The following is a 22,987-nucleotide window of genomic DNA, read 5'->3' as shown; positions in this document are numbered from 1 at the left end:
AATATAAAAGCTTTTATTGTTGCATAAAAATTAAAAAGCTAAAACAGCGTGTATGTCTACCATACGCGTTTGTTTTAGCTTGCTAGATTTATATTCCCTTTATTGAATTAAATTGTGCTGGAATGCATATATGACGGCTTGAGTTCTATCTTGAACTTCTAATTTACTTAGGATATTACTTACATGCGTTTTCACTGTTTTAATCGTAATATGTGAAGCGCTGGCAATCTCTTGGTTAGAGTAACCTTTAGCAATCAGTAATAAAATCTCCATTTCACGTTCTGTGAGCATTTCATACAATTCAGCTCGTTGTTTCATCCTATTTCTCATTTTAACTAGGACTTCTGCTTCAAATACTGACTCATTATTGTAAGTCTTACGAATCGCTTCAGCAATATCACTAGCACTTGTTGTTTTCAATATATAGCTATCTACACCGGAATCAAGTGCACGATAGACTTCGTTATCTTCAATATAACTCGTAAGCATGACAACTTTAATATTTGGCAAGTCTTTTTTAACTTGTTCAGTTGCTTCGACACCATCCATATCGTCCATAAGTAAATCCATTAAAATTAGGTCCGGTTTCAGTTCATGTGCTTTTTCGATTGCATCTTTTCCTGACTTACCTTCCCCTATGACATCTATATCTGATTGTGTGGATAAATAACTAGAAATACCTATTCGAACCATTTCATGATCATCAACAAATAATACTTTAATCGGCATTTGAATCCTCCTTATTTAATGGTGCCTTCACTTCAATTCTCGTACCTGCATCAGGCAAAGAAACGATATGAAATGTTGCACCTATTTCTAGTGCACGTTCGCGCATATTTTTTAATCCATAACTTTGTTCTACCTTATCATCTACATTAAACCCTTTACCATTATCTTGTATACGCAATAACAAATATTCTTCCCTATTAAATAATTCAATTGTGACCTTCGTTCCTTTAGAATGTCTTAGCGTATTAGAAATGGCTTCTTGCGTAATACGGAATAAATGGTCCTCGATACCTTTTGGTACTTTGAATTCTTCAATATCATGTACCACTTTCATTGGTACTTTTTTCTGTAAATCAACGACTAAATCTTTAATACCCTCACCTAAAGATTTATCTTTCAAACCAATAGGTCTTAAGTGTAATAGTAGTGCTCTCATTTCTAATTGGGAATCTTGAATCATTTTTTCTAATACTGGTATTTGTTGGTCCAATGGGGCCTTCAATTCTGTCTCTTTAATTGCTGATAACATCATACTTGCTGCGAATAATTGTTGACTAACTGAATCATGTAATTCACGCGCTAAACGTTGGCGTTCGTCTTCTATAATTTTCTTAACTTTAACATCATTGATATTATAAGATTCATTCGTCAGGTTCTGTGTTTTCATTCTTAATTTATGTACTTCTTGATTTAAAGGCACAAGCGTTTGATATAGTTCGATTGTTTCGTTGTATAATTCAATATTTTGATCATTGATACCCACTGTTTGACCTTCTATTGAACGTTCAATTTGATCTTTTAACCAATGATTTTGCTGATTGATTTTATATGCTAAGACAGAACCTACAATAATACAGAGTAAAATCACCATTAGATTTAAAAAAAGCAGTACAGGTATGCCAAATATTTGAGTATAAAACATACCTTGAAAATACATTATATTAACAAACACTTTATCAATAAAGAATATGGCAAAAAACGTACTATATACTAATATCAACATGGACCCGATCGCTCTAAAGTAGTGATTCATTTATAAATCACCTCAACATCACCTAAAAATGATGAGACATAAATATTTACAGCATAGTTCTCTGCTTTTGTTTCTTCTACTACCTTAATATTATTATTCTCAACTTTATAAGAGGTTTCGTTTACATAGGCATTCCCGTATAACGTTGTGAAATGTAATATAATATTATAGTTAAGTGGTACCACGATTTGAACTTTTCCAATGATATGTCGAATAACGATTGTATTATTTTCTTTAATGTTTGCTGCTTTAGACATATCAATATGAATATCACCAATGCCATGTTGAATTTGTAAATCTTCCCATTTATAAACATATACAGGTGATCGTTGCTCGCCAAACCATTTTTGTTTTATAAATTCCGGTGAGTCTACTTCTTCTTCTGTTGCAGTAATTTTTAAAGGTTTAAATTTATAAATAATATATCTAACGATGAGTACTATTAAAAATATAAATAATATGATAATCGTATACTTATTAGATAATAAGGTAAATGCTATTAATAACGCACCAATCCAAAAAGCTAATAAACCACGTACTTTATGAAAATAGATATAACCCACATAAACTAAAATACAACCCAATAATAACACAAGTAAAAAGCCAATTTTTTCAAAGAAAATATAATAAAAATTGGCAATAATCATTAATGCTGTAAATACGATAAGCATCTCTGTGGATATATATTTATGAGTCATGTTTCGCCACCTTTCTTTAAGCGACTAAACTGATACGTTCGATTAAATCACATTCAGTTTCAATGTTTGCACGTTCAACTGCCTGATGAGATAAATCGGATTCAATTCTCGCATAGTCTGCTTCCATTTCGTTTAATTCTTTTTTAATTTTTTCTATTTCAGAATGCTCTATTTCTTGAGCACAGTAAATGTAATCTTCATCTATCATATCAATATATTTATTTTCTAGCGTTAAAATTAAGCAGTCTATTAATTTTTCAACATACGCTTTTCTTTCAATTAAATATTTTATGTACATTTCAATGCTTCTCATTTTTTTATCTAAATACTGTCTATATTCTACTAAACTTGTATAAAAAGTGTTTTTAGTCATTTTGTCTAAATAAGTCGTAATATAATTCATAGAATCACCTCATGATTGATTAGATTCCATTATAAAAAATTTCCGGAACCATTGGTATAGGCTCCGGAACCATCTTATATTAGGACTTTAGACCGAAACAAGATTAATCTATTTTAGTAGTTAATAATGGTCCATCTTTTGTCACAATAACCGTATGTTCAATTTGAGCAACAAAACTTTTATCGTTTGTTTCAAATGCCCATTCATTTTTACCTTCTGTTACAAAAGTTGCCTTTGTAGAAATAAATGGTTCAACAGCGATTACTGTGCCTTCTTTTAATAGTGTTTTATCTTTAGGTTCATAATAATTCATAACATGGCTTGGCGCTTCATGTAGAGATTGGCCTACGCCATGACCTGTTAGGTTTTTAATTACTGTAAGGTTATTTTTTCGTGCAGTCGCATGTACTGCTTTACCAATTTGGCTTAATTTAGCACCAGGTTTTACACGTGTCATTGCCGCTTCGAATGCTTCTAATGCCACATCACACACTTTTTGTTTTAATGGATTGTCCGGTTCACCAACAACAAATGAAATCCCTGTGTCTGCATAGTATCCGTTTTTAAGCGCAGACACATCTATATTCACTAAATCACCTTCACGTATTTTACGTTTACCAGGTATACCATGAGCTACTTCTTCGTTTACACTGATACATGTTTGACCTGGAAAGTTCTCATCATGAATTGGCGCTGATATCGCTCCATGCTTTTCAAATAAGTCCTTTGCAATATCGTCTAGTTCTTTTGTTGTAATTCCTGGCTTAGTTGCTGATTGCATTTCATCTCTTACTAGCGCGCAAATATAACCAATATCTTTTAATGCTGTTAATTCTTCTTCTGTTTTTACAATCATATTATCCCGTTCCTTTTTGTAATTTATATTCTTTCTTATTATAGCAGACTTTTTTTGATATAATAAATTAGAAAATTTTATCAACTATAGTTTAACATTTCACAGATATTAATAATACGACTACTCACCATTTTGAGCAGTTATTTGACTATACATCACATTAGGAGTTTTTAAATGAATGATAACTGGTATAAAAAAATTATCGGTGCTCGTACAATTAAAACGGGTCTAGCCACATTCCTGACTGCATTATTTTGTTTAGCTTTAAACTTAAATCCGATATTTGCTATATTAACGGCTATTGTGACGATTGAACCTACAGCTAAAGCTTCATTAAAAAAAGGCTATCGTCGTTTGCCAGCAACGATTATTGGGGCATTATTTGCAGTCATATTCACATTTATATTTGGGGACCAATCCCCTTTCGCATATGCATTGAGCGCTACGTTCACAATTATTCTATGTACCAAACTTAATTTACATGTGGGTACTACGGTAGCTACATTAACAGCTATGGCTATGATTCCAGGTATTCATGAAGCCTATTTCTTTAATTTCTTTTCTAGATTATTAACTGCTATCATCGGACTCGTAACAGCTGGATTAGTAAACTTTATTATTTTACCTCCAAAATATTATGATCAAGTTGAATCATCTATTAATTTGACTGAATCAAAAATGTACGAACTCTTTGAATTACGTATGCGTCAATTATTACTTGGTAAATTTACAAAAGGCGCGCCTTATCGTCAATTAAATCAATTAATCGATTTAAATCAAAAAGTGGAAACCTTACTTTCTTATCAAAAAGATGAACTAAGCTATCACAAACACCATGATTCAGAATGGATTCAACTTAAAGCACTAACTACGCGCGCGCATACTAATAGGTTGTTTATTACCCATTTATCTAATTTAGTTTATTTACCGAAAGATACGATAATTACTTTTACAAACGATGAAAAATTGGCGATTTTAAGTATCGCACAAAGTATAAACAATATATATTCGACTGGACACTTCGAGCGTAAGAAACAACATGCCTCTTTACTAAAAATGTCTGTGAAAGGTTTAGATGAGTTTGATAGCAATCAACTTAAAAGTCATGTCATTTATGAAATTCTATTGATTTATCGCATATTAGATCATCGTTTTGCATAAATCTAAATTTATTCTTAAATAAAAAGCACACTCGTATAAGCATATATTGTACTGAACCCCAAAAGTTGTACTTTGGTTTAGTGTAATATTTCAAAGGTTTGTTTCCTAAAATTTTTAGGAGACAAGCCTTTTAATTTTGATTTAATTCTTTCATCATTATAAAAAATAATATAGTTTTGAATAGCTAGCTCCAATTGATAAAAATGATCAAATTTTTTTCCATAAAACATTTCTTGCTTCAATAATCCAAAAAAGTTTTCCATAACTGAATTATCGAGACAATTTCCCTTTCTTGACATACTTTGAAACACTTTATTTTCTTTTAAAATATTTACGTATTTCGCATTTTGATAATGCCAACCTTGATCTGAATGTATAGTTAATCGATAATTAACATTTGGACATTTATTTAAAAGTTCTTTTAGTGGATTGATAGCCATATCTAGTGTTGGGTGACTTGAAATACTATAGCTCATAATTTCTGAACTATATAAATCAATATATGCAGATAAATATAATTTTGATCCATTATTTAACTTAAATTCTGTAATATCAGTCACTACTTTTTGATAAGGGCGATTCGTATTAAAACGTCGTTTTAATAAATGTTTTGCTATTTTGCCTACATTTCCTTTGTAAGATTTATACTTACGTCCTCTATGTGTAAATTTTGTACAAGTGAGTTTTAATTCTTTCATTAACTTTCTTACCTTTTTATGATTCACTTTAATACCTTTATTTGATAAGGATTGAGTAACTCTTCTATAGCCATAGATATATCCACATTCTTCACATATCGCTTTAATAGTTTCAATTAATTCTTTATCTTTATTTGGTTGTTTAAAACGTTCTAGCCAATAGTAATAAACAGATTTAGCTACTTTTGAAACTTTAAATAATAGACTGAGCCCAAAATTTAATGTTTCATGTAATACTTTTATGATTTTTACTTTTTCGAATGTTTTGTTTCGTAATTTTGAGTCAAGGCTTGTAACTTTTTTTGATAAGCTATACCTGCTTTTAATATCTCATTTTCATTTCTTAGTCTTTCTAATTCCTCGCGTTCACTTTCTTTTAATTCGGTTGATTTAGACTTTACTTTCGAATGTTTTTTATCCATTTTATTTGGACGTCCTTTCCGATTGTTGTCTAGTCCGAGGATACCTTTCTCTTCAAATATACGTTGCCAAGCACATATCATGGCGCTATTACTTATTTTAAAATGGCTTGCTGTTTCTCGATAAGACAACATGTTTTCTTGTCTAAATCTTAAAACATATAGCTTAAATTCTCTAGTATAAACTTTATTTTCAATCGTTTACTTAACCCTTCGGGTCCAAATTCTTTATATTGTGTAACCCACCTTTCGATTAAACTTTTATTCGATATTTCATATTTCTTTGTTAATGCTCTATAACCTAATAAACTATTCAAATATTCTTGAACTACCTTTAATTTAAATTCATATTTGTAATGTTTGCCCATAAAAAATACACCCCTAAAAGTTAGATTTTTAGTCCAACTTTTGGGGTGCGCATCAAATTCATATCGCTTTACGAGTGTGCTTTTTTATAATTTAATTTTTAGCTACGCGATCAACAATAACTTGTTTAGCAGCTTCTTCTTCAGTATTATCTACTTGTTTAGGCTCAAAAGCAATGCCTTTACGTTCACATGCTTTTTCTAATAAATAATCAGTAATTTCATGGTTTTTTGGTAAAATTGGACCATGTAAATATGTACCTAATAGATTTTTATAATGAATACCTTCTTTTGCATCTTCATCATTATTTCCATATCCATGTGTAACGTGACCTAAAGTACCAAATTTATGATATGTACGGCCACCATGATTTTCAAAACCAACTATTGTTCCAAAAGTTTTACTTTCAATCACAATATCGCCTGTAAGACGATTTGTTTGTGACTCAGTATAAAAGTCTAAAATATTTAAACCAGCTAATTCTGTACCATCTGGTGTAATGTATTTACTCCCCAAGAACTGATACCCACCACAAATTGTCAGACCGGGCATGCCTTCTTCAATGGCATCTTTCAATACCGTTTTTATTTTGCTTAATTCTTTCGTAGCCAAGGCTTGTTCTCTATCACTGCCACCACCAATGAAAAATATATCACAGTTATCTAGCGTGATACCTTCTGTTTCATTGATATCAACTACATTTAATTGGATATTCCTCAATTTAGCACGTTGTCTTAACGCAATGATATTACCAATATCACTATATAAATTTAATTTATCAGGCATAAAATGATAAACAGTTAATTCATTCATTTCGCTTTGACCTCCTCAAAAGAGTGGTTTAATTGTTCTAACATAGGTGCGAGCGAAGTATAATTTGGAATTGCTACAGTAAAGCTCTCTTTATATTCCATAGATTTAGCAGTCGCTTTGTAAATATCGCGCTCTAAGATAACAGGTACTGTAACACCAGCCAATTTTAATCTTAATTGAAGTTCTTCTGCTCTAGTTCCTGTAACAATAATTGTCTCTATTTGTTGTCTTGTTAATTTTTCAAAATCTGCATCATATATCCACGATGTATCTCTACCATCTGCAGCATTATCATTTAAACTGATAAGGTAAACCTTACTACCGCTTAATTGTTCACCTACTGAGAGACTTGCGTTCATCCCTGCAGGATTTTTGGCTAAGTTTATCATAGCTTCTTTGCTATCTTGTTTAAAATATTGCATACGGCCGTTGTCTGATGTATACGTTTCAAAACCTTTTCTGATGCCGTCATCATTAATGCCTAACTCTCTTAATACAGAATATGCAGCAATCGCGTTATAAGCATTAAAATCACCAGCTATTTTCATATTAAACGTTTTAGAACCAATATTTAAGTTTATAAACGGTGTCAGTGTAAATGAGGATACTTCATATTGTGTATCCTCACGTTTAAAACCACATTCACAGTGATAATGACCAATTTGGTTATATTGGATATAGTCATAATGGAGTAAACGTCCGCAGTTTGGACAATAACGGCTTTCATTCATTGTACTTTGTTCAAATTCGTGTGCGTGTGCCTTCATGCCATAGTAAACAACCGTGTCACTCGCAATTTTCAACCTACTCACAAATGGATCATCTGCATTCAATAATAATTTAATGCCCTTATTATTAATCGCCTTTGCTATGTTATTAACCATAATATCAATTTCACCAAAACGGTCCATTTGATCTCGGAAGAAATTCGTAACAACCATCATCGTTGGTGTTACTTCGTTAAGCACTCTCGGAATAGAGCCCTCGTCAATTTCAATGACTGCGATTTTTGTATTTTTCTTATTTTGCAAAATAAAAGCAGATGTAATACCTGCAGCCATATTTGCGCCTTCATTATTATGTATGATTTCTATATCATTAGCTTTTAATGTATGACCGATTAGGTTTGAAGTGGTTGTTTTCCCATTCGTACCACTTATAAAAACAATCTCATCAACTTGAGATGCTAACTTTCTTAATATATTTTTATCTACTCTTCTAGCTACTTGACCGGGCAAGTCTGTGCCTTTTTTGCCAGCAGCTTTACTTGCTTGCCTTGCCAATTTTGCTAAGCGGGTTGCAGTCCAGTATCTCATTTAGCTCCTCCTCTACTCTTCACTCAAATATTATAACACGATTATGTTGTATTCCAAACAATTCTCAACCCAATTTACATGAGTCTTTTTCAAATAAAGTAGCGTATAATTTACTACTAAGTCTAGTTTTGCTATACTGAAAAAAAGTATAGGAGGCTTATTAATTATGTTAAACAAAGAACTATTAGATGCTTTAAATGAACAAATGAATCATGAATTTTATACTGCTCACGCTTATATGGCTATGGCTGCCTTTTGTGACGACAATTCTTACGAAGGTTTTGCAAATTTTTATATTCAACAAGCTAAAGAAGAAAGATTCCATGGTAAAAAAATATATGACTATATTAACGATCGTGGAGAACATGCTTTATTTACAGCAATTCCTGCACCAAAAACAGAGTTCAGCAGCATCTTAGAAACGTTTGAAGATGGTTTGGCTCAAGAACAAGACGTTACACATAGATTCTATAATTTATCAGATTTAGCTAACAAAGATAAAGATTATGCTACGATTTCATTCTTAAATTGGTTCTTAGACGAGCAAGTTGAAGAAGAAGCTATGTTTGAAACGCATATCGATTACTTAAATCGTATTGGTGATGATAGTAATACACTTTACCTTTATGAAAAAGAGTTAGCTGCACGTTCATTTGATGAATCAGAATAATTAATAGGTAATACTCACGAATTTATATATCAGAAAAGTCTGGGACATCAATAAATGTCCCAGACTTTTTTGATTAGGTAGTAAATGTTAGTTCAATTTCATTAACTTGACTGTTTTTCATTTATTCTATAAAGTCATAACATATTCCATTATAGAAAGGGAACTTGCTCCATGAGTAACGATGCATTTATAGCTTTAGATTTTGAAACTGCCAACGGTAAACGTACAAGTATTTGTGCTGTTGGTATGGTTAAAGTAGTCAACCACCAGATAACAGAATCTTTCTATACACTTGTTAACCCTAATGACTATTTCTCACAACAAAATATCGCAGTACACAGCATACATCCTGAACAAGTTGAAGATGCGCCTACATTTCAAACAGTATATCCCTATATGTTGCAATTTATCGGCGATTTACCCGTCGTTGCACACAATGCAGCATTTGATATGAACGTTCTACACGAAAGTATTAGTGCTTTTGGTTTTGATACCCCTAACATGACTTACTTTTGCTCTTTACAACTTTCAAGAAGAACAGTAGAAAATCATCGCTATGGTTTAAATTACATGATGCAATATTATAATTTAGATTTTCATGGACATCATGATGCGCTCAATGATGCTAAAGCATGCGCTATGATTACGTTCCGTCTCTTAAAACATTATGATGATTTACCTAGTATGTTAAATATCTACGGCAAGGATTTAAAAGATAAAGATTAATTCTATTTCCTTGATATGTCTGTAAAATAGCTTATCTACTATAAATCATTTTCTATCTTAATTAAATATAATCGTATATTGTCATATTTTCATATGTCGCTTTTTCAAGATTACCAACAGTCACCCCTACAAGACGAATAGGCGTTTCAGGATTTTTTAATTCTGTATATAAATCATAAGCAATATTGTATATGTCAGTTTCTGAGCGAACCGGGTCTCTAAGACTACGTTGTTTCGACAAAGATTCAAACTTAAATGTTTTAATTTTTACTGTTACTGTTTTTCCAGATTTTTGTAATTTAGCTAGACGTTCTGCTGTTTTATTACTTAATTCCCAAATTTTTTGTAAAATTTCTTCATCATCATTCATATCTGTGGCAAATGTTCGTTCTGTACCAACAGATTTCCTGATTCTAGTAGGCTTTACTGGATTATGATCTATACCCCTCGCTTTATTGTACAAGCCATGTCCACGCTTACCAAATAGTCTAATAAGGTCCCGTTCACTTTGATTATATAAATCTTGTCCTGTATAAATCGCTTCTTGATGCATTTTTTGTTTTGAAGCTTTACCAACACCAGGAAAATCTCCAATATCTAAGCCCATTAAAATATCATGAACATTTCTATAGTCAATAACTGTTAAACCGTTGGGCTTGTTCATACCACTTGCTAATTTAGCTAAAAATTTATTATATGATACACCTGCTGACGAAGTAAGCATTGTAGCTTCATAAATATCTCTCCTGATATATTGAGCGATTCGAGAGGCTGGTAAATCAGGTCTGACAAGATGTGTGATATCCAAATATGCTTCATCCAAAGACAAAGGTTCAACAACCTCTGTATAACTTTTAAATATATTCATAATCTTTTCCGATGCAGTTTTATAAGCTTCGAATCTTGGCGTCACATAGTACCCGTTAGGACATAATTTATGCGCTTGTGCAGTGGGCATCGCAGAATGTACACCATATTGTCTTGCCTCATATGATGCCGTTGATACGACCCCTCTTCCACTAGCTTTACCACCAACAATGACAGGTTTTCCTTTTAGTTTAGGGTTATCCCTCATTTCTACTTGTGCGAAAAAGTAGTCCATATCCACATGTATAATCCGTCTTTCTGACAATGCCCTCACCTCCTGTATTCGATATAATTTATAATTGTGTTGTTTTTATCTTACATCCTCCATCATCATTTTTCTTTGAATTTGCTCAATAAAAAAAAGGAACAGTACACGTTTAAGTGAATCAGTTTGAATTTAATATTCAAATGATCATTTACTCAAACGGAGCTGATCCTTTATCAAAGTTACATTTATCATTTTATGATTTCAATTCAGTTCGAAATTCTTGAGCAGGGGCAGGCGCTTGTGTATAAAATTTAATCCCTTCTTCTGTATCTTCAATAAGTTGTACATGTTTATTTAATAAACCTGTAAGGAAATACATATCCATTACGCAATATCCTATGTGAAAACATGCAATAAAGATAATAGATGAGTAAGCAAAATACGAAAATATTACTAATAATACGCTTGTGATAATGACTAAAGGGGCTAACATAATTGTCATGTATTGCCATTTTTTAAAATAAACATTTGGCATATGTGTTGTAATCAAACCTGATTTAATACGATATGTAGGTTTATTACCTTTTGACATTACTCTGAACATTATATTATGAATAAATTCATGTAAGAAATACACTACTGCAAAACCAACAATACCAAAAATAATATTAAAAATTATGTTTTGTTCTATAATATGGGTCATAGAATATGCCATTTTATAAGAAATCAAAATGCTAATCATCACAATAGTTAATTGAAATAAAATAAAACCTTCAACTGCTTTTTTATTAGAAAACAAATCAATTTTAAACATTAGACGCCCTCCTCGTCACTCGTTATTAACTAAAGTATACAACGATTATCACCACTATGAAAGGGGGTAAAGTGAAAGTAAGTTGCTTGTAATTGAATTTTAACAAACTTACTCATTTTGCAATATTTTGCAATGTTTAGCAAACAAATTATTAATTATTTTTACACAAGTCATATATACAAAACGTATTTAATTATAAGTAATACAGTCTTTACATCAATGCTTTATATACGTTCAAATTGTGCCACTGTTTCAACATGTGTCGTATGCGGAAACATATCAACCGGTGTAATTTGTGTTAACTTATATTGGTTTGCTAATAATTGTGCATCACGCTGTTGCGTTGATGGGTTACATGATATGTAGACAATTTTTTGAGGATTTAGCTCTAATAATGTCTTCAAAAATGTTTCGTCACAACCCTTTCTAGGTGGATCAACCATTACAACATCTGGTCTTATTCCTTCTGATTTCCATTTTAAGATAACTTCTTCTGCCTTACCACAGACAAAAGTAGTATTTTCAAATTGGTTTATAGTCGCATTTTGTTGAGCATCTGTAATGGCTTCTGGCACAACCTCAACACCATAGACATGTTTTGCTTTGGGAGCCATATATAAACCAATGGTACCAATACCGCAATAAGTATCCAACACTGTTTCTTCTCCCTGTAGCTCAGCATAATCTATAGCACGTTGATATAGTTTTTCTGTTTGGATAGAATTAATTTGATAAAATGATTGGTCATTAATTTTAAATGTGACATCTGACAACATATCGACAATCTCATCTTTACCATAAAGTGTATATGAATTTTGTCCCATTATAACGTTGGAATGTGTATCATTTACATTTTGTTTAATACTCACAATTGCTGGAAAATGTTGTTTTAAACGTTCTGTTAGGATGTCACCTTGTTTAAATTTTTTGCCATTTGTTACAAAAATGACCATGAGTTCTCTAGAATGATGCCCTGTTCTTATTACAACATGACGCATCATGCCTTGCTTTTTACGCTCATTATAAACACTGATGTTTAGTTCATTGAACCACGCTTTTAATTTATTTATAACTTCTTGGTGTAGTTGGTCTTGAATCAAACATTCATCCATATTAATAATATCGTGGCTACGTTGACGATAAAATCCTGTTATAACTTTATTCTCATTGTTTTTACCCACTGGAATTTGTGATTTATTTCTGTAGTACCAAGGATTTTCCATACCAATCGTGTCATGAATGATTGTATCTTTAAATCCAGCTTTACGTTGAAATAAATTCACAACTTGTTCTTTTTTCATATTTAACTGCGCTTGATATGTCATGTGCTGCAACTGACAACCACCACATTTATAATAATATATACACGGTGGTTCTACTCGATCAGTGCTTTTTTCTTTAATTTCAACCAGCTTACCAATTGCGAAGTTCTTTTTCACTTTGATTACTTTAAACGCTATCACTTCATTAATGAGTGCATTGGGCACAAAAATTGGATAACGATCAAATTTCACAACACCATGACCTTCATGTGTTAAATCTATCACTGTTCCTTCAATTACTTCATTTTTTTGTATCGCATTCATTACTTCACCCCACATTAAAAGAGGTTAGGATGTATGTTGACTGACCTAACCTCGTAGTTTAATCTAAATCGTATTTTTATTTGTATCATTGTTCTATAATTTCTTCATTTTTAATATCATTTGGTGTGAATACTTCAATATGTTGTTTCAAGTTTAAAAAATTACCAGGTAATTTGCCTCCATATTCACCATCTACATTTAATTGCATATCGGTGAATGATGAAACGCTAATAGATTTGGCCTTCTTGTAATGTACTTTAGGATGCTTGGTATGTTCACCTCTTGATGCTAACGTCATAATGTGGCCTAATTCAGCTAAGTTAGCTTTTTCAACGATAATTAATGTAAAGTAACCATCATCCAATTTAGCATCGGGGACTAATTTTTCAAACCCAGCCATTGAATTCGTAAGCCCTAGTAAGAATAACAAGGCTTCTCCTTGGAATACTTCGTCATCATATTCAATACGAATATCCACGGCTTTCATTTGAGGTAACATTTCAAAACCTTTGATATAATACGCGAATGGTCCTACAATGGATTTCAACTTACTCGGAGTTTCGTATGATACTTGAGTTAGTTGTCCACCTGCAGCTAAGTTAATAAAATAACGACTATTCATCTTACCAATATCCACACGTGTCATATGTCCCTCAATAATGACATCTATCGCACTCATGATATCTGTGGGTAAATGTAATGCACGACCAAAATCATTCACAGTGCCCATCGGTATAATACCTAAACTTGGTCTATTTGGCTTTTCAGCAATGCCATTTATGACTTCATTTAAAGTACCATCTCCACCAGCTGCAATCAGTACATCGTAATTTTGTTCTAAACTACGTGCTGCTTCTGTAGTTGCGTCGCCTACTTTTTCTGTGGCATATGCGCTTGTTTCAAATCCAGCTTTTTCTAATTTAATTAAAACATCTGGTAATGTGCGTTTAAATAATTCCTTTCCAGATGTTGGATTATAAATGATTCTAGCTCTTTTTCTCATAATTTATCCCTCTACTTCATATACTCAATACCTATATTATATGATTTACATAGATGTTAAAAGCATTTTAGGTTAAATTCCAAAGAAAATATTTAAGGCACATCGCATTTAAAAGACCCTGTAGCATAATTTGAGCTACAGGGTCTAGATATATTGAATTATCGTTTATCCAATTCTTGTTTTAACAATTGGTTAACTAACTGTGGATTAGCTTGGCCTTTAGAAGCTTTCATAATTTGTCCAACTAAGAAGCCCATAGCCTTACCTTTACCATTCTTATAGTCTTCAATAGATTGCTCGTTATTATCCAATGCTTCATTTACAAATTTAAGCAATGTTGCTTCGTCAGAAATCTGCACTAAGCCTTTATCTTCCATAATTTGTTTTGCATCCCCGCCATTTTCAGCTAGTTCAGGGAATACTTTTTTAGCTATTTTACTACTCATTGTGCCATCTTCAATTAATTTAATCATACCCGCTAAGTTTTCTGGCGTTAACTTAGTATCTAATAAATCAATTTGATTTTTATTTAGATATTCGTTTACGCCACCCATTAACCAGTTAGATGTCAATTTAACATCTGCACCTTCTGCAACTGCACCTTCGAAGAAATCAGACATTTCTTTTGTCAGTGTAAGTACGTGTGCATCGTAGGCAGGTAAACCATATTGATTTACATACTTTTCTTTTCTTTCATCAGGTAATTCAGGAATCGTTTGACGAACGCGTTCTTTCCATTCTTCATCTACATATAAAGGTACAATATCTGGTTCTGGGAAATAACGGTAATCGTCAGATCCTTCTTTAACACGCATTAATAATGTCTTACCATTAGACTCGTCAAATCGACGTGTTTCTTGTAAAATTTCTCCACCATTTAACAATTCTTCTTCTTGACGTTTTTCTTCGTATTCAAGACCTTTACGAACATATGTAAAGGAGTTTAAGTTTTTCAACTCAGCTTTTGTACCAAATTCTTCTTGACCATACGGACGTAATGAAATGTTGGCATCACAACGTAATGAACCTTCTTCCATCTTACAATCTGAAACGCCTGTATATTGAATGATTGAACGTAGTTTTTCTAGGTATGCGTATGCTTCTTGAGGAGAGCGAATATCTGGTTCCGATACGATTTCAATTAATGGTGTACCTTGTCTATTTAAATCAACTAAAGAATAACCATCTTTATGTGTTGATTTACCAGCATCTTCTTCCATGTGTAAACGCGTAATACCAATGCGTTTTGTTTCACCATCAACCTCGATATCGATATAACCATTTTCACCAATTGGTTGATCAAATTGTGAAATTTGATAAGCTTTTGGATTATCTGGATAAAAATAGTTTTTACGGTCAAATTTAGATTCTGTAGCAATTTCCATGTTCAATGCCATTGAAGCTCTCATGGCCCAATCAACAGCACGTCTGTTTACAACTGGTAATACACCTGGATATGCTAGGTCGATAACATTTGTGTTTGAGTTCGGTTTTGCTCCAAAATGCGCTGGCGCTGGAGAAAACATTTTAGAATCTGTTTTTAACTCAACGTGGACTTCTAGTCCGATAACTGTTTCAAAATGCATGATTTCCACTCCTTATAGTTTTTCGTATTCATTATGAAAATTAAATTTTGTTTCATATTGGTAAGCGACACGATATAGTGTTTTTTCATCAAATGGTTTACCTATAAATTGTAAACCGATTGGGCGGCCATTTGATTGTCCACAAGGAACAGAAATACCTGGTAAACCAGCTAAATTAACTGGCGTTGTTAATAAATCGTTCGCATACATTGTAAGTGGATCATCTATTTCGTCACCTAAATTGAAAGCTGTTGTAGGTGTAGTTGGACCAACGACAACATCATAATTTTCAAATATACGATTGAAATCATCTTTGATTAATGTTCTAACTTTTTGTGATTTTTTATAAAATGCATCATAATAACCTGAACTTAATGCAAATGTTCCCAAGAAGATACGGCGTTTAACTTCCTCACCAAAGCCCTCACTTCTAGACATTTTATATAATTCTTCTAATGAGTTCGCTTCTGGAGAATGATATCCATATCTAATACCATCGAAACGAGACAAGTTAGAAGAAGCTTCAGAAGATGCAATTACATAATAAGAAGGAATCCCATACTTCGTATTCGGTAATGATACTTCTTCTACAGTGGCACCAAGACCTCTTAAAGTTTCGACTGCTTCTTTTACAGATGCTTTGACTTCATCAGAAACACCTTCACCTAAATACTCACTTGGAAGCGCGATTTTCAATCCTTTAATATCTTTACCGATATCAGAAGTGTAATCAGCATCTTCAACTGGCGCACTTGTTGAATCATTTTCGTCTACCCCAGTAATTGCTTCCAAGACTAATGCATTGTCTTTAACTGTACGTGTCAATGGTCCAATTTGATCTAATGACGATGCAAAGGCTACTAGACCAAAACGTGATACACGGCCATATGTTGGTTTCAAACCGACAATTCCACAATAAGCTGCTGGTTGACGAATTGAGCCACCAGTATCAGAACCTAAACTGAAAGGAACTAAACCAGCTGCAACTGCTGCGGCAGAACCACCCGAAGAACCACCAGGTACTGCAGTATGATCGAAAGGATTTACAGTTTTTTTGTAATATGATGTTTCAGTGGAACCACCCATAGCAAATTCATCCATATTTAATTTACCAATAAGCACTGCTTGTTCATTTCGTAATTTATTCATCACAGTTGATTCATAAATTGGTACAAAGCCCTCTAACATTTTACTAGCACATGTTGTTTCTACACCTTCAGTAATAATGTTATCTTTAATACCCATTGGAATACCAAATAACTTGCCTTCCATTTGGTCTTTTGCTTGTAATTCATCTAATTCTTGTGCTTTTTTAATAGCATTTTCTTTATCTAATGCAAGAAACGATTTGATCGTTGGATCAGTTTCTTCAATTGCATCGTAAATATCACTTACAACTTTAGATGGTGTAATTTCTTTGTTTTTGATTAAGTTGATCAAATTCTCAACAGATTCATAACGGATGGTCATCTTAAGCGTCCTCCTCATTCATGATAGATGGTACTTTAAACTGTCCATCTTCCGTCTCTTTAGCATTTTTTAATGCAAGCTCTTGAGGGATGCCCTCGATTGCTTTATCTTCACGTAATACATTTTGTAAATCTAGTACGTGATATGTTGGTTCAATTTCACTAGTATCCGCTGTATCTATTTGATTAGCAAAGTTTAAAATGCTTTCTAATGTATTTTGCATTTCAGTCGTTTCATCTTCAGTAATTTGAAGTCTTGCTAAATTTGCTATATGTTCAACTTCTTCTCGTGTAACTTTAGCCATTAAATAAAAGCCTCCTTTTTACTCATTCATTACAAAATTGTACCAAAATTTCGTTGAAAAATCTAAGTTTTTCAATAATAACGGTAAATTAAAATTTTATATTGCTATTATTTACTTGTCATTCATACGTTAAAAATGGCATTGTTTAAATTTCACCACCTAAATCACGCACGATTTATTTTTTTAAATGCATAATCAATCATTGCACTTTATATTTCATGTAACTATACATCATTATATGGAAGCGCTTAACAAAGCATGGCTAAAATGTATTTTTTCATTAAACTAAAATAATACTATTCTATTTATAAATTACATTGTATAATAATTCATATACCACAATAGAATCATTTAAAACAAAGGGAGATGAGGACGATGCTGATATTAGGCACTTCATTGGCCAACCAAGTACATGCAAGTTGGCAAACATATATAATGATCATCATATATTTCACTATATTATTATTTATCGGTTACTACGGATACAAACAAGCTACAGGTAATTTAAGTGAATTTATGTTAGGTGGTAGGAGCATCGGTCCTTATGTGACAGCACTTTCAGCAGGTGCATCAGATATGAGTGGCTGGATGATTATGGGTCTACCAGGATCTGTTTATAGTACTGGGTTATCTGCTATGTGGATTACCATTGGTCTTTCATTAGGCGCCTATGTAAATTATTTTGTCGTTGCACCTCGTCTACGTGTCTATACAGAATTGGCTGGTGATGCGATTACATTACCAGATTTCTTTAAAAACAGATTAAATGACCACAATAATTACATAAAAATTATATCCGGCTTAATTATTGTTGTTTTTTTCACTTTATACACACATTCCGGTTTTGTATCAGGTGGTAAATTATTCGAAAGTGCCTTCGGTTTGAATTATCATTGGGGATTACTAATGGTTGCATTTATAGTCATATTTTATACATTTTTCGGTGGTTATCTTGCTGTATCTATCACCGACTTCTTCCAAGGAGTGATCATGTTAATCGCTATGGTGATGGTCCCTATCGTTGCACTTATCGATTTAAACGGCATCGATACGTTTAAACAAGTAGCAGAGATGAAACCAACAAATATGAATCTATTTAAAGGCACAACCGTTTTAGGTATCATTTCACTGTTTGCTTGGGGATTGGGTTATTTCGGACAACCTCATATTATTGTTAGATTTATGTCTATAAAATCGCACAAATTATTACCAAAAGCACGAAGATTAGGTATTAGCTGGATGGTGATTGGGTTATTAGGTGCTGTTGCAGTTGGTTTAACAGGTATTGCCTTTATTTCTGAACGCAACATCAAGTTAGAGGATCCTGAAACTTTATTTATCGTTATGAGCCAAATTTTATTCCACCCTTTAGTTGGAGGCTTCTTATTGGCAGCAATTTTGGCAGCCATCATGAGTACAATTTCTTCACAATTACTGGTAACTTCAAGTTCCTTAACGGAAGACTTTTATAAACTCATTCGTGGTGAAGATAAAGCTAAAGCACACGAGAAAGAATTCTTAATGGTTGGTCGTTTATCTGTATTAATTGTAGCGATTGTGGCTATATGGATTGCTTGGTCGCCAAACGATACGATACTAAATTTAGTTGGTAATGCTTGGGCAGGATTTGGTGCCGCATTTAGTCCATTAGTTATCTTCTCACTCTATTGGAAAGGTCTATCACGTACTGGTGCACTTGCAGGCATGATTACCGGCGCATTGGTCGTAATTATTTGGATTGTTTGGATTAAACCATTAGCTTCTATCAATGAGCTATTTGGTATGTATGAAATTATTCCTGGATTCTTAGCAAGTGTGATTACTACTTACTTTGTTAGTAAATACACTAAAAAACCTGGTTCATTTGTGACACATGACCTAGATAAAGTAAAACAAATCGTAAAGGAATAGTTTGATATTATAACTGTTAAATCAATACAAAACGCCAAACTGGTATATCATTATAATTGATATCAGTTTAGCGTTATTTTTTGTCTATGCAAGATTGTCATTATCTTGGTTAATTGTTTCGGTTAATTGTTGTTTTTATAAATATGAACTTGTGGTTCTTTGTCGTCTTTCGTTTTACTTATAAGTGCTTTCGGATTATTACCATCTTTAATATGAATTTCATATTCATCAATACCATCAAAATATTTATCAGCTTGTTCTGTTACATATTGAGTGATACCAATCGTTTCTGCTTTACCGTAATAATCTATAGGTAAATCAACGGATAGTTGTTTCGCTTTTTTATTATCAAATTTAACTGTACCCACTGCTTGTGTGAAATTATTAAAATAGGTTTGTAGGTTGTCATTAAATTGTTTGAAATCGGAATTTAAATTTTCATCAAGCTCTCCCGCTTCTTCAGAAGGTAATAAGGCTGTTTTTTGATTAATATCTTTCCAATCATTAATACGTGTCTTACCATCTTCAACCGTTGTCCCTGCAATAAACTCACCTGGAACAATTGAATTTTCACCAGATTGTTTATAAATAGCAAAATGTATAGGTATTTCTTTCAAATCCTTATTTTCCCGAATTCGAGAAAGTAATTCTTCTGCCATTTGTTTACCTTGTTTTTCAATTTCTTTATCGTCGAGGTCTTTGCTATAGGTTTCACCGTCTTTTTCTTTTTGATAATAATATGTACTATTCATAGCTAAACCTATTGTCATACCTTTTATTTTTTTACCTTTTGTATCACCACTCGCATAAAAATCTTGTTCTAAAATATTAGATAAATATGCAGGTGATTGTTCAGCAATTTTTTCAGGATCTGTTTCACCTTTGTGAGATGGATTTAGTCCCAAGTTTTCATTTGCTTTTTTCTCTTTTCTATCACTTTCATCCATTTTGTTAACTTCATCTTTAGTATACTTTGGATTTAGAAAAGCGTTAATCATATCTTTATCTAAGTATTGTCCATCTTGATATAAGTAGTCATCCGTTGGAAATACACTTTTACTTAAATCTAACAAACCATTTTCAAAGTCTTCACCATTGTAACTGTTCGCCATGTTATCTTGTAATAATCCACGTGCTTGGCTCTCCTTAAATGGTAAAATCGTTCTATAATTATCACCTTGCACATTTTTATCCGTTGCAATTTCTTTTACGGAACCTGACTCTTTTTGTTGCTCTTTTTCATTAGATTGTTCTTTTGATTTTTCATCATTATTTCCACAAGCTGTTAATACCAAAATTGCTGAGATGAATAGTATAATCGTTCGTTTCATGCATAATCTCCTCTATCCCTCTATTTCATTTTGTTTCTGAACAAAAGCTTCTTCTGACCAAATTTCTGTACCAAATTTTTCTGCTTTAGCTAGTTTAGAACCAGCATCTTCACCTGCTATGACCAAATCGGTATTTTTTGTTACGCTATTGGTTACTTTTGCACCTTGTAATGCTAACCAATTGGATGCTTCATTTCTTGTCATTTGATATAACTTACCAGTTAGGACAATTGTTTTGTCTTTAAAATCTGGGTGTCCTTCTAATTCTGTTGTCTTAACACCTTTATAAATCATATTAACATTTTTTGCTTTTAATTTATCAATTAATGCACGTATATCTTCATTTTCTAAATAAGTTACTACAGATTGAGCTAGCTTATGCCCCACATCATGAATATCCATTAACGCTTCTTCCGTCACATGAAACAGTTCATCTATCGTTCCATATTTTTCAGCAATCACTTGGCTAGCTTTAACGCCTAAATGTCGAATACCAAGACCAAATAATAATTGTTCTAATGAATTCGATTTAGCTTTTTCAATAGCATTGAGTAAATTATCTACTTTTTTCTCGCCCATACGGTCCAGTGGTAAAAGATCTTCTTTCGTCAAATAGAAAATATCTGCTACATCTTTTATTTTCTCATTTTCATATAACTGTTGGATTATTTTAGTTCCTAAGCCATCTATATTCATCGCTTGTCGTGAAACAAAGTGAATTAATCCTTCTACTAATTGCGCTTGGCATTTAGGGTTAATACAACGTAATGCCACTTCGCCTTCTATTCTAACTAATTCATGTTCACAACTAGGACAATGTGAAGGCATGTGATAGATTTCTGCATCATCAGGTCGTCTGTCTAATACACTTTTAATTACTTCAGGTATGATGTCGCCTGCTTTTTTAATTACAACGCTATCACCTATTCTTATATCCTTATCATGGATTAAATCTTCATTATGTAGTGAAGCGCGAGAAACGGTTGTACCTGCTACCCTAACTGGTTCAAGAACAGCTGTGGGTGTAACAACACCTGTTCTACCGATACTCAATTCAATATCTAATAATTCCGTAACCACTTCTTCAGCGGGAAATTTATATGCAATAGCCCAGCGCGGTGATTTTTGAGTGAAGCCTAATGTTTCCTGTTGTTCTAAAGCATTGACTTTAATAACAATACCATCAATATCATAAGGCAAGTTTTCACGTTGTTTTGTCCATTTGTCAATGTAAGTCATAACTTCTTCTATCGTTTGAACGCGTTGACGTTCTTGGTTTGTTTTAAAGCCTAGTTGGTCAAGTTCATCTAATGCTTCACTTTGAGTATCTGCATTAAACTGGGTAAAATCATTCACACTATATAAGAAAACGCTCAGTTTACGTTTGGCAGCTAACTTTGAATCTAATTGTCGTAATGAACCAGCCGCTGCATTTCTTGGATTAGCAAATGGCTGTTCTTCATTCGCAGCTTTCGCTTCATTTAAATTAACAAAAGACTTTCTAGGCATATACGCTTCGCCTCTGACTTCAAAAGTTCTACTTTCATTAATTTTTAATGGTATCGCGTGTATTGTCTTTAAATTTTCAGTAATGTCTTCGCCCGTGGTGCCATCCCCACGAGTTAAACCTTGAACAAATCGACCGTTCTCATATTTTAATGAAACTGCAAGTCCATCAATTTTCAATTCACACATGTACTCAACATTTCCTATATTATCACGTATACGCTGATCAAATTTTCTTAAATCTTCTTCGTTAAACGCATTACCTAAACTAAGCATAGGCGTATCATGATTCACTTTTTCGAATGTGGACTGCGCACTACCACCTACTCTAACTGTAGGTGAATCCGCAGTACGATATTCTGGATGTTGCGTTTCTATATCTATCAATTCATGGAGTAATTTATCATACTCACTATCAGGTACTGATGGATTATCTTTCACATAGTACTCATAGCTATATTGATTTAATAATCTATGCAACTCATCTACACGCGATTGTATATCAGCCACTTG

Annotated in this window: 23 protein-coding genes; 4 read left to right on the top strand and 19 right to left on the bottom strand. The window is 32.8% G+C overall.

What is annotated here, in order from left to right:
* Window positions 1-99: 99 nt before the first annotated feature.
* The 5 genes from vraR to map form a co-directional block, all read right to left on the bottom strand.
* Window positions 100-729, bottom strand: coding sequence for a response regulator transcription factor VraR (gene vraR, locus ACM6UH_RS05680; protein WP_047504957.1), 630 nt, complete (start codon window positions 727-729; stop codon window positions 100-102).
* Window positions 719-1,762 carry a sensor histidine kinase VraS gene (gene vraS / locus ACM6UH_RS05675; protein WP_011302781.1) on the bottom strand — a complete coding sequence of 348 codons (1,044 nt, stop codon included), beginning with the start codon at window positions 1,760-1,762 and terminating at the stop codon, window positions 719-721. The genes vraR and vraS overlap by 11 nt, the downstream gene beginning before the upstream one ends.
* The gene (gene vraT, locus ACM6UH_RS05670; RefSeq protein ID WP_011302780.1) at window positions 1,759-2,460 is read right to left on the bottom strand and encodes a cell wall-active antibiotics response protein VraT; all 702 of its coding nucleotides are present in this window, start codon (window positions 2,458-2,460) and stop codon (window positions 1,759-1,761) included. Before vraT ends, vraS begins: the two co-directional genes overlap by 4 nt.
* Before the next feature lie 16 nt (window positions 2,461-2,476).
* Window positions 2,477-2,863 (bottom strand): hypothetical protein, encoded by a 387-nt coding sequence (locus tag ACM6UH_RS05665; RefSeq protein ID WP_047504955.1) that lies wholly within the window; start codon window positions 2,861-2,863, stop codon window positions 2,477-2,479.
* A 103-nt stretch (window positions 2,864-2,966) separates the two neighbouring features.
* Window positions 2,967-3,719 (bottom strand): type I methionyl aminopeptidase, encoded by a 753-nt coding sequence (gene map, locus ACM6UH_RS05660; protein ID WP_011302778.1) that lies wholly within the window; start codon window positions 3,717-3,719, stop codon window positions 2,967-2,969.
* A 174-nt stretch (window positions 3,720-3,893) separates the two neighbouring features.
* Between map and ACM6UH_RS05655 the strand changes: the two genes are divergently transcribed.
* Window positions 3,894-4,880 (top strand): FUSC family protein, encoded by a 987-nt coding sequence (locus tag ACM6UH_RS05655; RefSeq protein WP_002482841.1) that lies wholly within the window; start codon window positions 3,894-3,896, stop codon window positions 4,878-4,880.
* A 77-nt stretch (window positions 4,881-4,957) separates the two neighbouring features.
* On the opposite strand, the gene ACM6UH_RS05650 is transcribed toward ACM6UH_RS05655, so the two are convergent.
* The 5 genes from ACM6UH_RS05650 to ACM6UH_RS05630 form a co-directional block, all read right to left on the bottom strand.
* Window positions 4,958-5,821, bottom strand: a complete 864-nt coding sequence (locus tag ACM6UH_RS05650; protein WP_231097709.1) for an IS3 family transposase — start codon at window positions 5,819-5,821, stop codon at window positions 4,958-4,960.
* 5 nt (window positions 5,822-5,826) lie between these two features.
* Entirely contained in the window at window positions 5,827-6,132 is a 306-nt protein-coding gene (locus tag ACM6UH_RS05645; protein ID WP_064205823.1) for a helix-turn-helix domain-containing protein, read from the bottom strand.
* A gap of 17 nt (window positions 6,133-6,149) precedes the next feature.
* Window positions 6,150-6,365 carry a helix-turn-helix domain-containing protein gene (locus ACM6UH_RS05640; RefSeq protein WP_103301910.1) on the bottom strand — a complete coding sequence of 72 codons (216 nt, stop codon included), beginning with the start codon at window positions 6,363-6,365 and terminating at the stop codon, window positions 6,150-6,152.
* Between the two features lie 91 nt (window positions 6,366-6,456).
* A complete protein-coding gene (locus ACM6UH_RS05635) occupies window positions 6,457-7,176 on the bottom strand; it encodes a type 1 glutamine amidotransferase (RefSeq protein ID WP_002482838.1) in 720 nt (239 codons plus the stop codon).
* Window positions 7,173-8,492: a Mur ligase family protein gene (locus ACM6UH_RS05630; RefSeq protein WP_047503213.1), complete on the bottom strand. Its 1,320-nt coding sequence runs from the start codon at window positions 8,490-8,492 to the stop codon at window positions 7,173-7,175. Before ACM6UH_RS05630 ends, ACM6UH_RS05635 begins: the two co-directional genes overlap by 4 nt.
* Before the next feature lie 166 nt (window positions 8,493-8,658).
* On the opposite strand from ACM6UH_RS05630, the gene ACM6UH_RS05625 reads away from it, so the two are divergent.
* Both ACM6UH_RS05625 and ACM6UH_RS05620 read left to right on the top strand, forming a co-directional pair.
* On the top strand, window positions 8,659-9,162 hold the full coding sequence (locus tag ACM6UH_RS05625; protein WP_048787462.1) for a ferritin: 504 nt from the start codon (window positions 8,659-8,661) through the stop codon (window positions 9,160-9,162).
* A 171-nt stretch (window positions 9,163-9,333) separates the two neighbouring features.
* Window positions 9,334-9,888 (top strand): 3'-5' exonuclease, encoded by a 555-nt coding sequence (locus ACM6UH_RS05620; RefSeq protein ID WP_011302772.1) that lies wholly within the window; start codon window positions 9,334-9,336, stop codon window positions 9,886-9,888.
* A 61-nt stretch (window positions 9,889-9,949) separates the two neighbouring features.
* Here the strand turns inward: ACM6UH_RS05620 and dinB are convergent, their stop codons facing one another.
* The 7 genes from dinB to gatC all read right to left on the bottom strand — a co-directional run bounded on the left by dinB (window position 9,950) and on the right by gatC (window position 17,726).
* The gene (gene dinB / locus ACM6UH_RS05615; RefSeq protein ID WP_011302771.1) at window positions 9,950-11,020 is read right to left on the bottom strand and encodes a DNA polymerase IV; all 1,071 of its coding nucleotides are present in this window, start codon (window positions 11,018-11,020) and stop codon (window positions 9,950-9,952) included.
* A gap of 196 nt (window positions 11,021-11,216) precedes the next feature.
* Window positions 11,217-11,777 carry a DUF3267 domain-containing protein gene (locus ACM6UH_RS05610; protein WP_011302770.1) on the bottom strand — a complete coding sequence of 187 codons (561 nt, stop codon included), beginning with the start codon at window positions 11,775-11,777 and terminating at the stop codon, window positions 11,217-11,219.
* A 224-nt stretch (window positions 11,778-12,001) separates the two neighbouring features.
* Complete coding sequence (gene rlmD, locus ACM6UH_RS05605) at window positions 12,002-13,363, bottom strand: 23S rRNA (uracil(1939)-C(5))-methyltransferase RlmD (protein WP_011302769.1); 1,362 nt, start codon at window positions 13,361-13,363, stop codon at window positions 12,002-12,004.
* A gap of 85 nt (window positions 13,364-13,448) precedes the next feature.
* Window positions 13,449-14,366 carry a diacylglycerol kinase gene (locus ACM6UH_RS05600; RefSeq protein ID WP_002482831.1) on the bottom strand — a complete coding sequence of 306 codons (918 nt, stop codon included), beginning with the start codon at window positions 14,364-14,366 and terminating at the stop codon, window positions 13,449-13,451.
* A 158-nt stretch (window positions 14,367-14,524) separates the two neighbouring features.
* Window positions 14,525-15,952: an Asp-tRNA(Asn)/Glu-tRNA(Gln) amidotransferase subunit GatB gene (gene gatB, locus ACM6UH_RS05595; RefSeq protein WP_011302768.1), complete on the bottom strand. Its 1,428-nt coding sequence runs from the start codon at window positions 15,950-15,952 to the stop codon at window positions 14,525-14,527.
* A gap of 12 nt (window positions 15,953-15,964) precedes the next feature.
* Entirely contained in the window at window positions 15,965-17,422 is a 1,458-nt protein-coding gene (gene gatA / locus ACM6UH_RS05590) for an Asp-tRNA(Asn)/Glu-tRNA(Gln) amidotransferase subunit GatA (protein ID WP_002482829.1), read from the bottom strand.
* Window position 17,423: 1 nt separating this feature from the next.
* The gene (gatC, locus tag ACM6UH_RS05585) at window positions 17,424-17,726 is read right to left on the bottom strand and encodes an Asp-tRNA(Asn)/Glu-tRNA(Gln) amidotransferase subunit GatC (protein ID WP_002482828.1); all 303 of its coding nucleotides are present in this window, start codon (window positions 17,724-17,726) and stop codon (window positions 17,424-17,426) included.
* A 375-nt stretch (window positions 17,727-18,101) separates the two neighbouring features.
* On the opposite strand from gatC, the gene putP reads away from it, so the two are divergent.
* Window positions 18,102-19,637 (top strand): sodium/proline symporter PutP, encoded by a 1,536-nt coding sequence (putP, locus tag ACM6UH_RS05580; RefSeq protein WP_011302766.1) that lies wholly within the window; start codon window positions 18,102-18,104, stop codon window positions 19,635-19,637.
* A gap of 122 nt (window positions 19,638-19,759) precedes the next feature.
* Here the strand turns inward: putP and ACM6UH_RS05575 are convergent, their stop codons facing one another.
* Window positions 19,760-20,968 (bottom strand): CamS family sex pheromone protein, encoded by a 1,209-nt coding sequence (locus tag ACM6UH_RS05575; RefSeq protein ID WP_011302765.1) that lies wholly within the window; start codon window positions 20,966-20,968, stop codon window positions 19,760-19,762.
* A 12-nt stretch (window positions 20,969-20,980) separates the two neighbouring features.
* On the bottom strand, window positions 20,981-22,984 hold the full coding sequence (gene ligA, locus ACM6UH_RS05570; protein WP_011302764.1) for an NAD-dependent DNA ligase LigA: 2,004 nt from the start codon (window positions 22,982-22,984) through the stop codon (window positions 20,981-20,983).
* Between the last annotated feature and the right edge of the window lie 3 nt (window positions 22,985-22,987).

It is taken from the genome of Staphylococcus sp. LKG4-2, assembly GCF_050955665.1.
Classification (GTDB): Bacteria; Bacillota; Bacilli; order Staphylococcales; family Staphylococcaceae; genus Staphylococcus; species Staphylococcus saprophyticus.
The sequence above is the reverse complement of the archived record's forward strand: the minus strand, read 5'-3'. Positions and strand labels throughout refer to the sequence as shown.

Excerpts from the sequence above, each read along its gene's own strand:
- vraR (WP_047504957.1), bottom strand. The coding sequence starts at position 729 with ATGCCGATTAAAGTATTATTTGTTGATGATCATGAAATGGTTCGAATA.
- vraS (WP_011302781.1), bottom strand. The coding sequence starts at position 1,762 with ATGAATCACTACTTTAGAGCGATCGGGTCCATGTTGATATTAGTATAT.
- vraT (WP_011302780.1), bottom strand. The coding sequence starts at position 2,460 with ATGACTCATAAATATATATCCACAGAGATGCTTATCGTATTTACAGCA.
- ACM6UH_RS05665 (WP_047504955.1), bottom strand. The coding sequence starts at position 2,863 with ATGAATTATATTACGACTTATTTAGACAAAATGACTAAAAACACTTTT.
- map (WP_011302778.1), bottom strand. The coding sequence starts at position 3,719 with ATGATTGTAAAAACAGAAGAAGAATTAACAGCATTAAAAGATATTGGT.
- ACM6UH_RS05655 (WP_002482841.1), top strand. The coding sequence starts at position 3,894 with ATGAATGATAACTGGTATAAAAAAATTATCGGTGCTCGTACAATTAAA.
- ACM6UH_RS05645 (WP_064205823.1), bottom strand. The coding sequence starts at position 6,132 with ATGTTGTCTTATCGAGAAACAGCAAGCCATTTTAAAATAAGTAATAGC.
- ACM6UH_RS05640 (WP_103301910.1), bottom strand. The coding sequence starts at position 6,365 with ATGGGCAAACATTACAAATATGAATTTAAATTAAAGGTAGTTCAAGAA.
- ACM6UH_RS05635 (WP_002482838.1), bottom strand. The coding sequence starts at position 7,176 with ATGAATGAATTAACTGTTTATCATTTTATGCCTGATAAATTAAATTTA.
- ACM6UH_RS05630 (WP_047503213.1), bottom strand. The coding sequence starts at position 8,492 with ATGAGATACTGGACTGCAACCCGCTTAGCAAAATTGGCAAGGCAAGCA.
- ACM6UH_RS05625 (WP_048787462.1), top strand. The coding sequence starts at position 8,659 with ATGTTAAACAAAGAACTATTAGATGCTTTAAATGAACAAATGAATCAT.
- ACM6UH_RS05620 (WP_011302772.1), top strand. The coding sequence starts at position 9,334 with ATGAGTAACGATGCATTTATAGCTTTAGATTTTGAAACTGCCAACGGT.
- ACM6UH_RS05610 (WP_011302770.1), bottom strand. The coding sequence starts at position 11,777 with ATGTTTAAAATTGATTTGTTTTCTAATAAAAAAGCAGTTGAAGGTTTT.
- rlmD (WP_011302769.1), bottom strand. The coding sequence starts at position 13,363 with ATGAATGCGATACAAAAAAATGAAGTAATTGAAGGAACAGTGATAGAT.
- ACM6UH_RS05600 (WP_002482831.1), bottom strand. The coding sequence starts at position 14,366 with ATGAGAAAAAGAGCTAGAATCATTTATAATCCAACATCTGGAAAGGAA.
- gatB (WP_011302768.1), bottom strand. The coding sequence starts at position 15,952 with ATGCATTTTGAAACAGTTATCGGACTAGAAGTCCACGTTGAGTTAAAA.
- gatA (WP_002482829.1), bottom strand. The coding sequence starts at position 17,422 with ATGACCATCCGTTATGAATCTGTTGAGAATTTGATCAACTTAATCAAA.
- gatC (WP_002482828.1), bottom strand. The coding sequence starts at position 17,726 with ATGGCTAAAGTTACACGAGAAGAAGTTGAACATATAGCAAATTTAGCA.
- putP (WP_011302766.1), top strand. The coding sequence starts at position 18,102 with ATGCTGATATTAGGCACTTCATTGGCCAACCAAGTACATGCAAGTTGG.
- ACM6UH_RS05575 (WP_011302765.1), bottom strand. The coding sequence starts at position 20,968 with ATGAAACGAACGATTATACTATTCATCTCAGCAATTTTGGTATTAACA.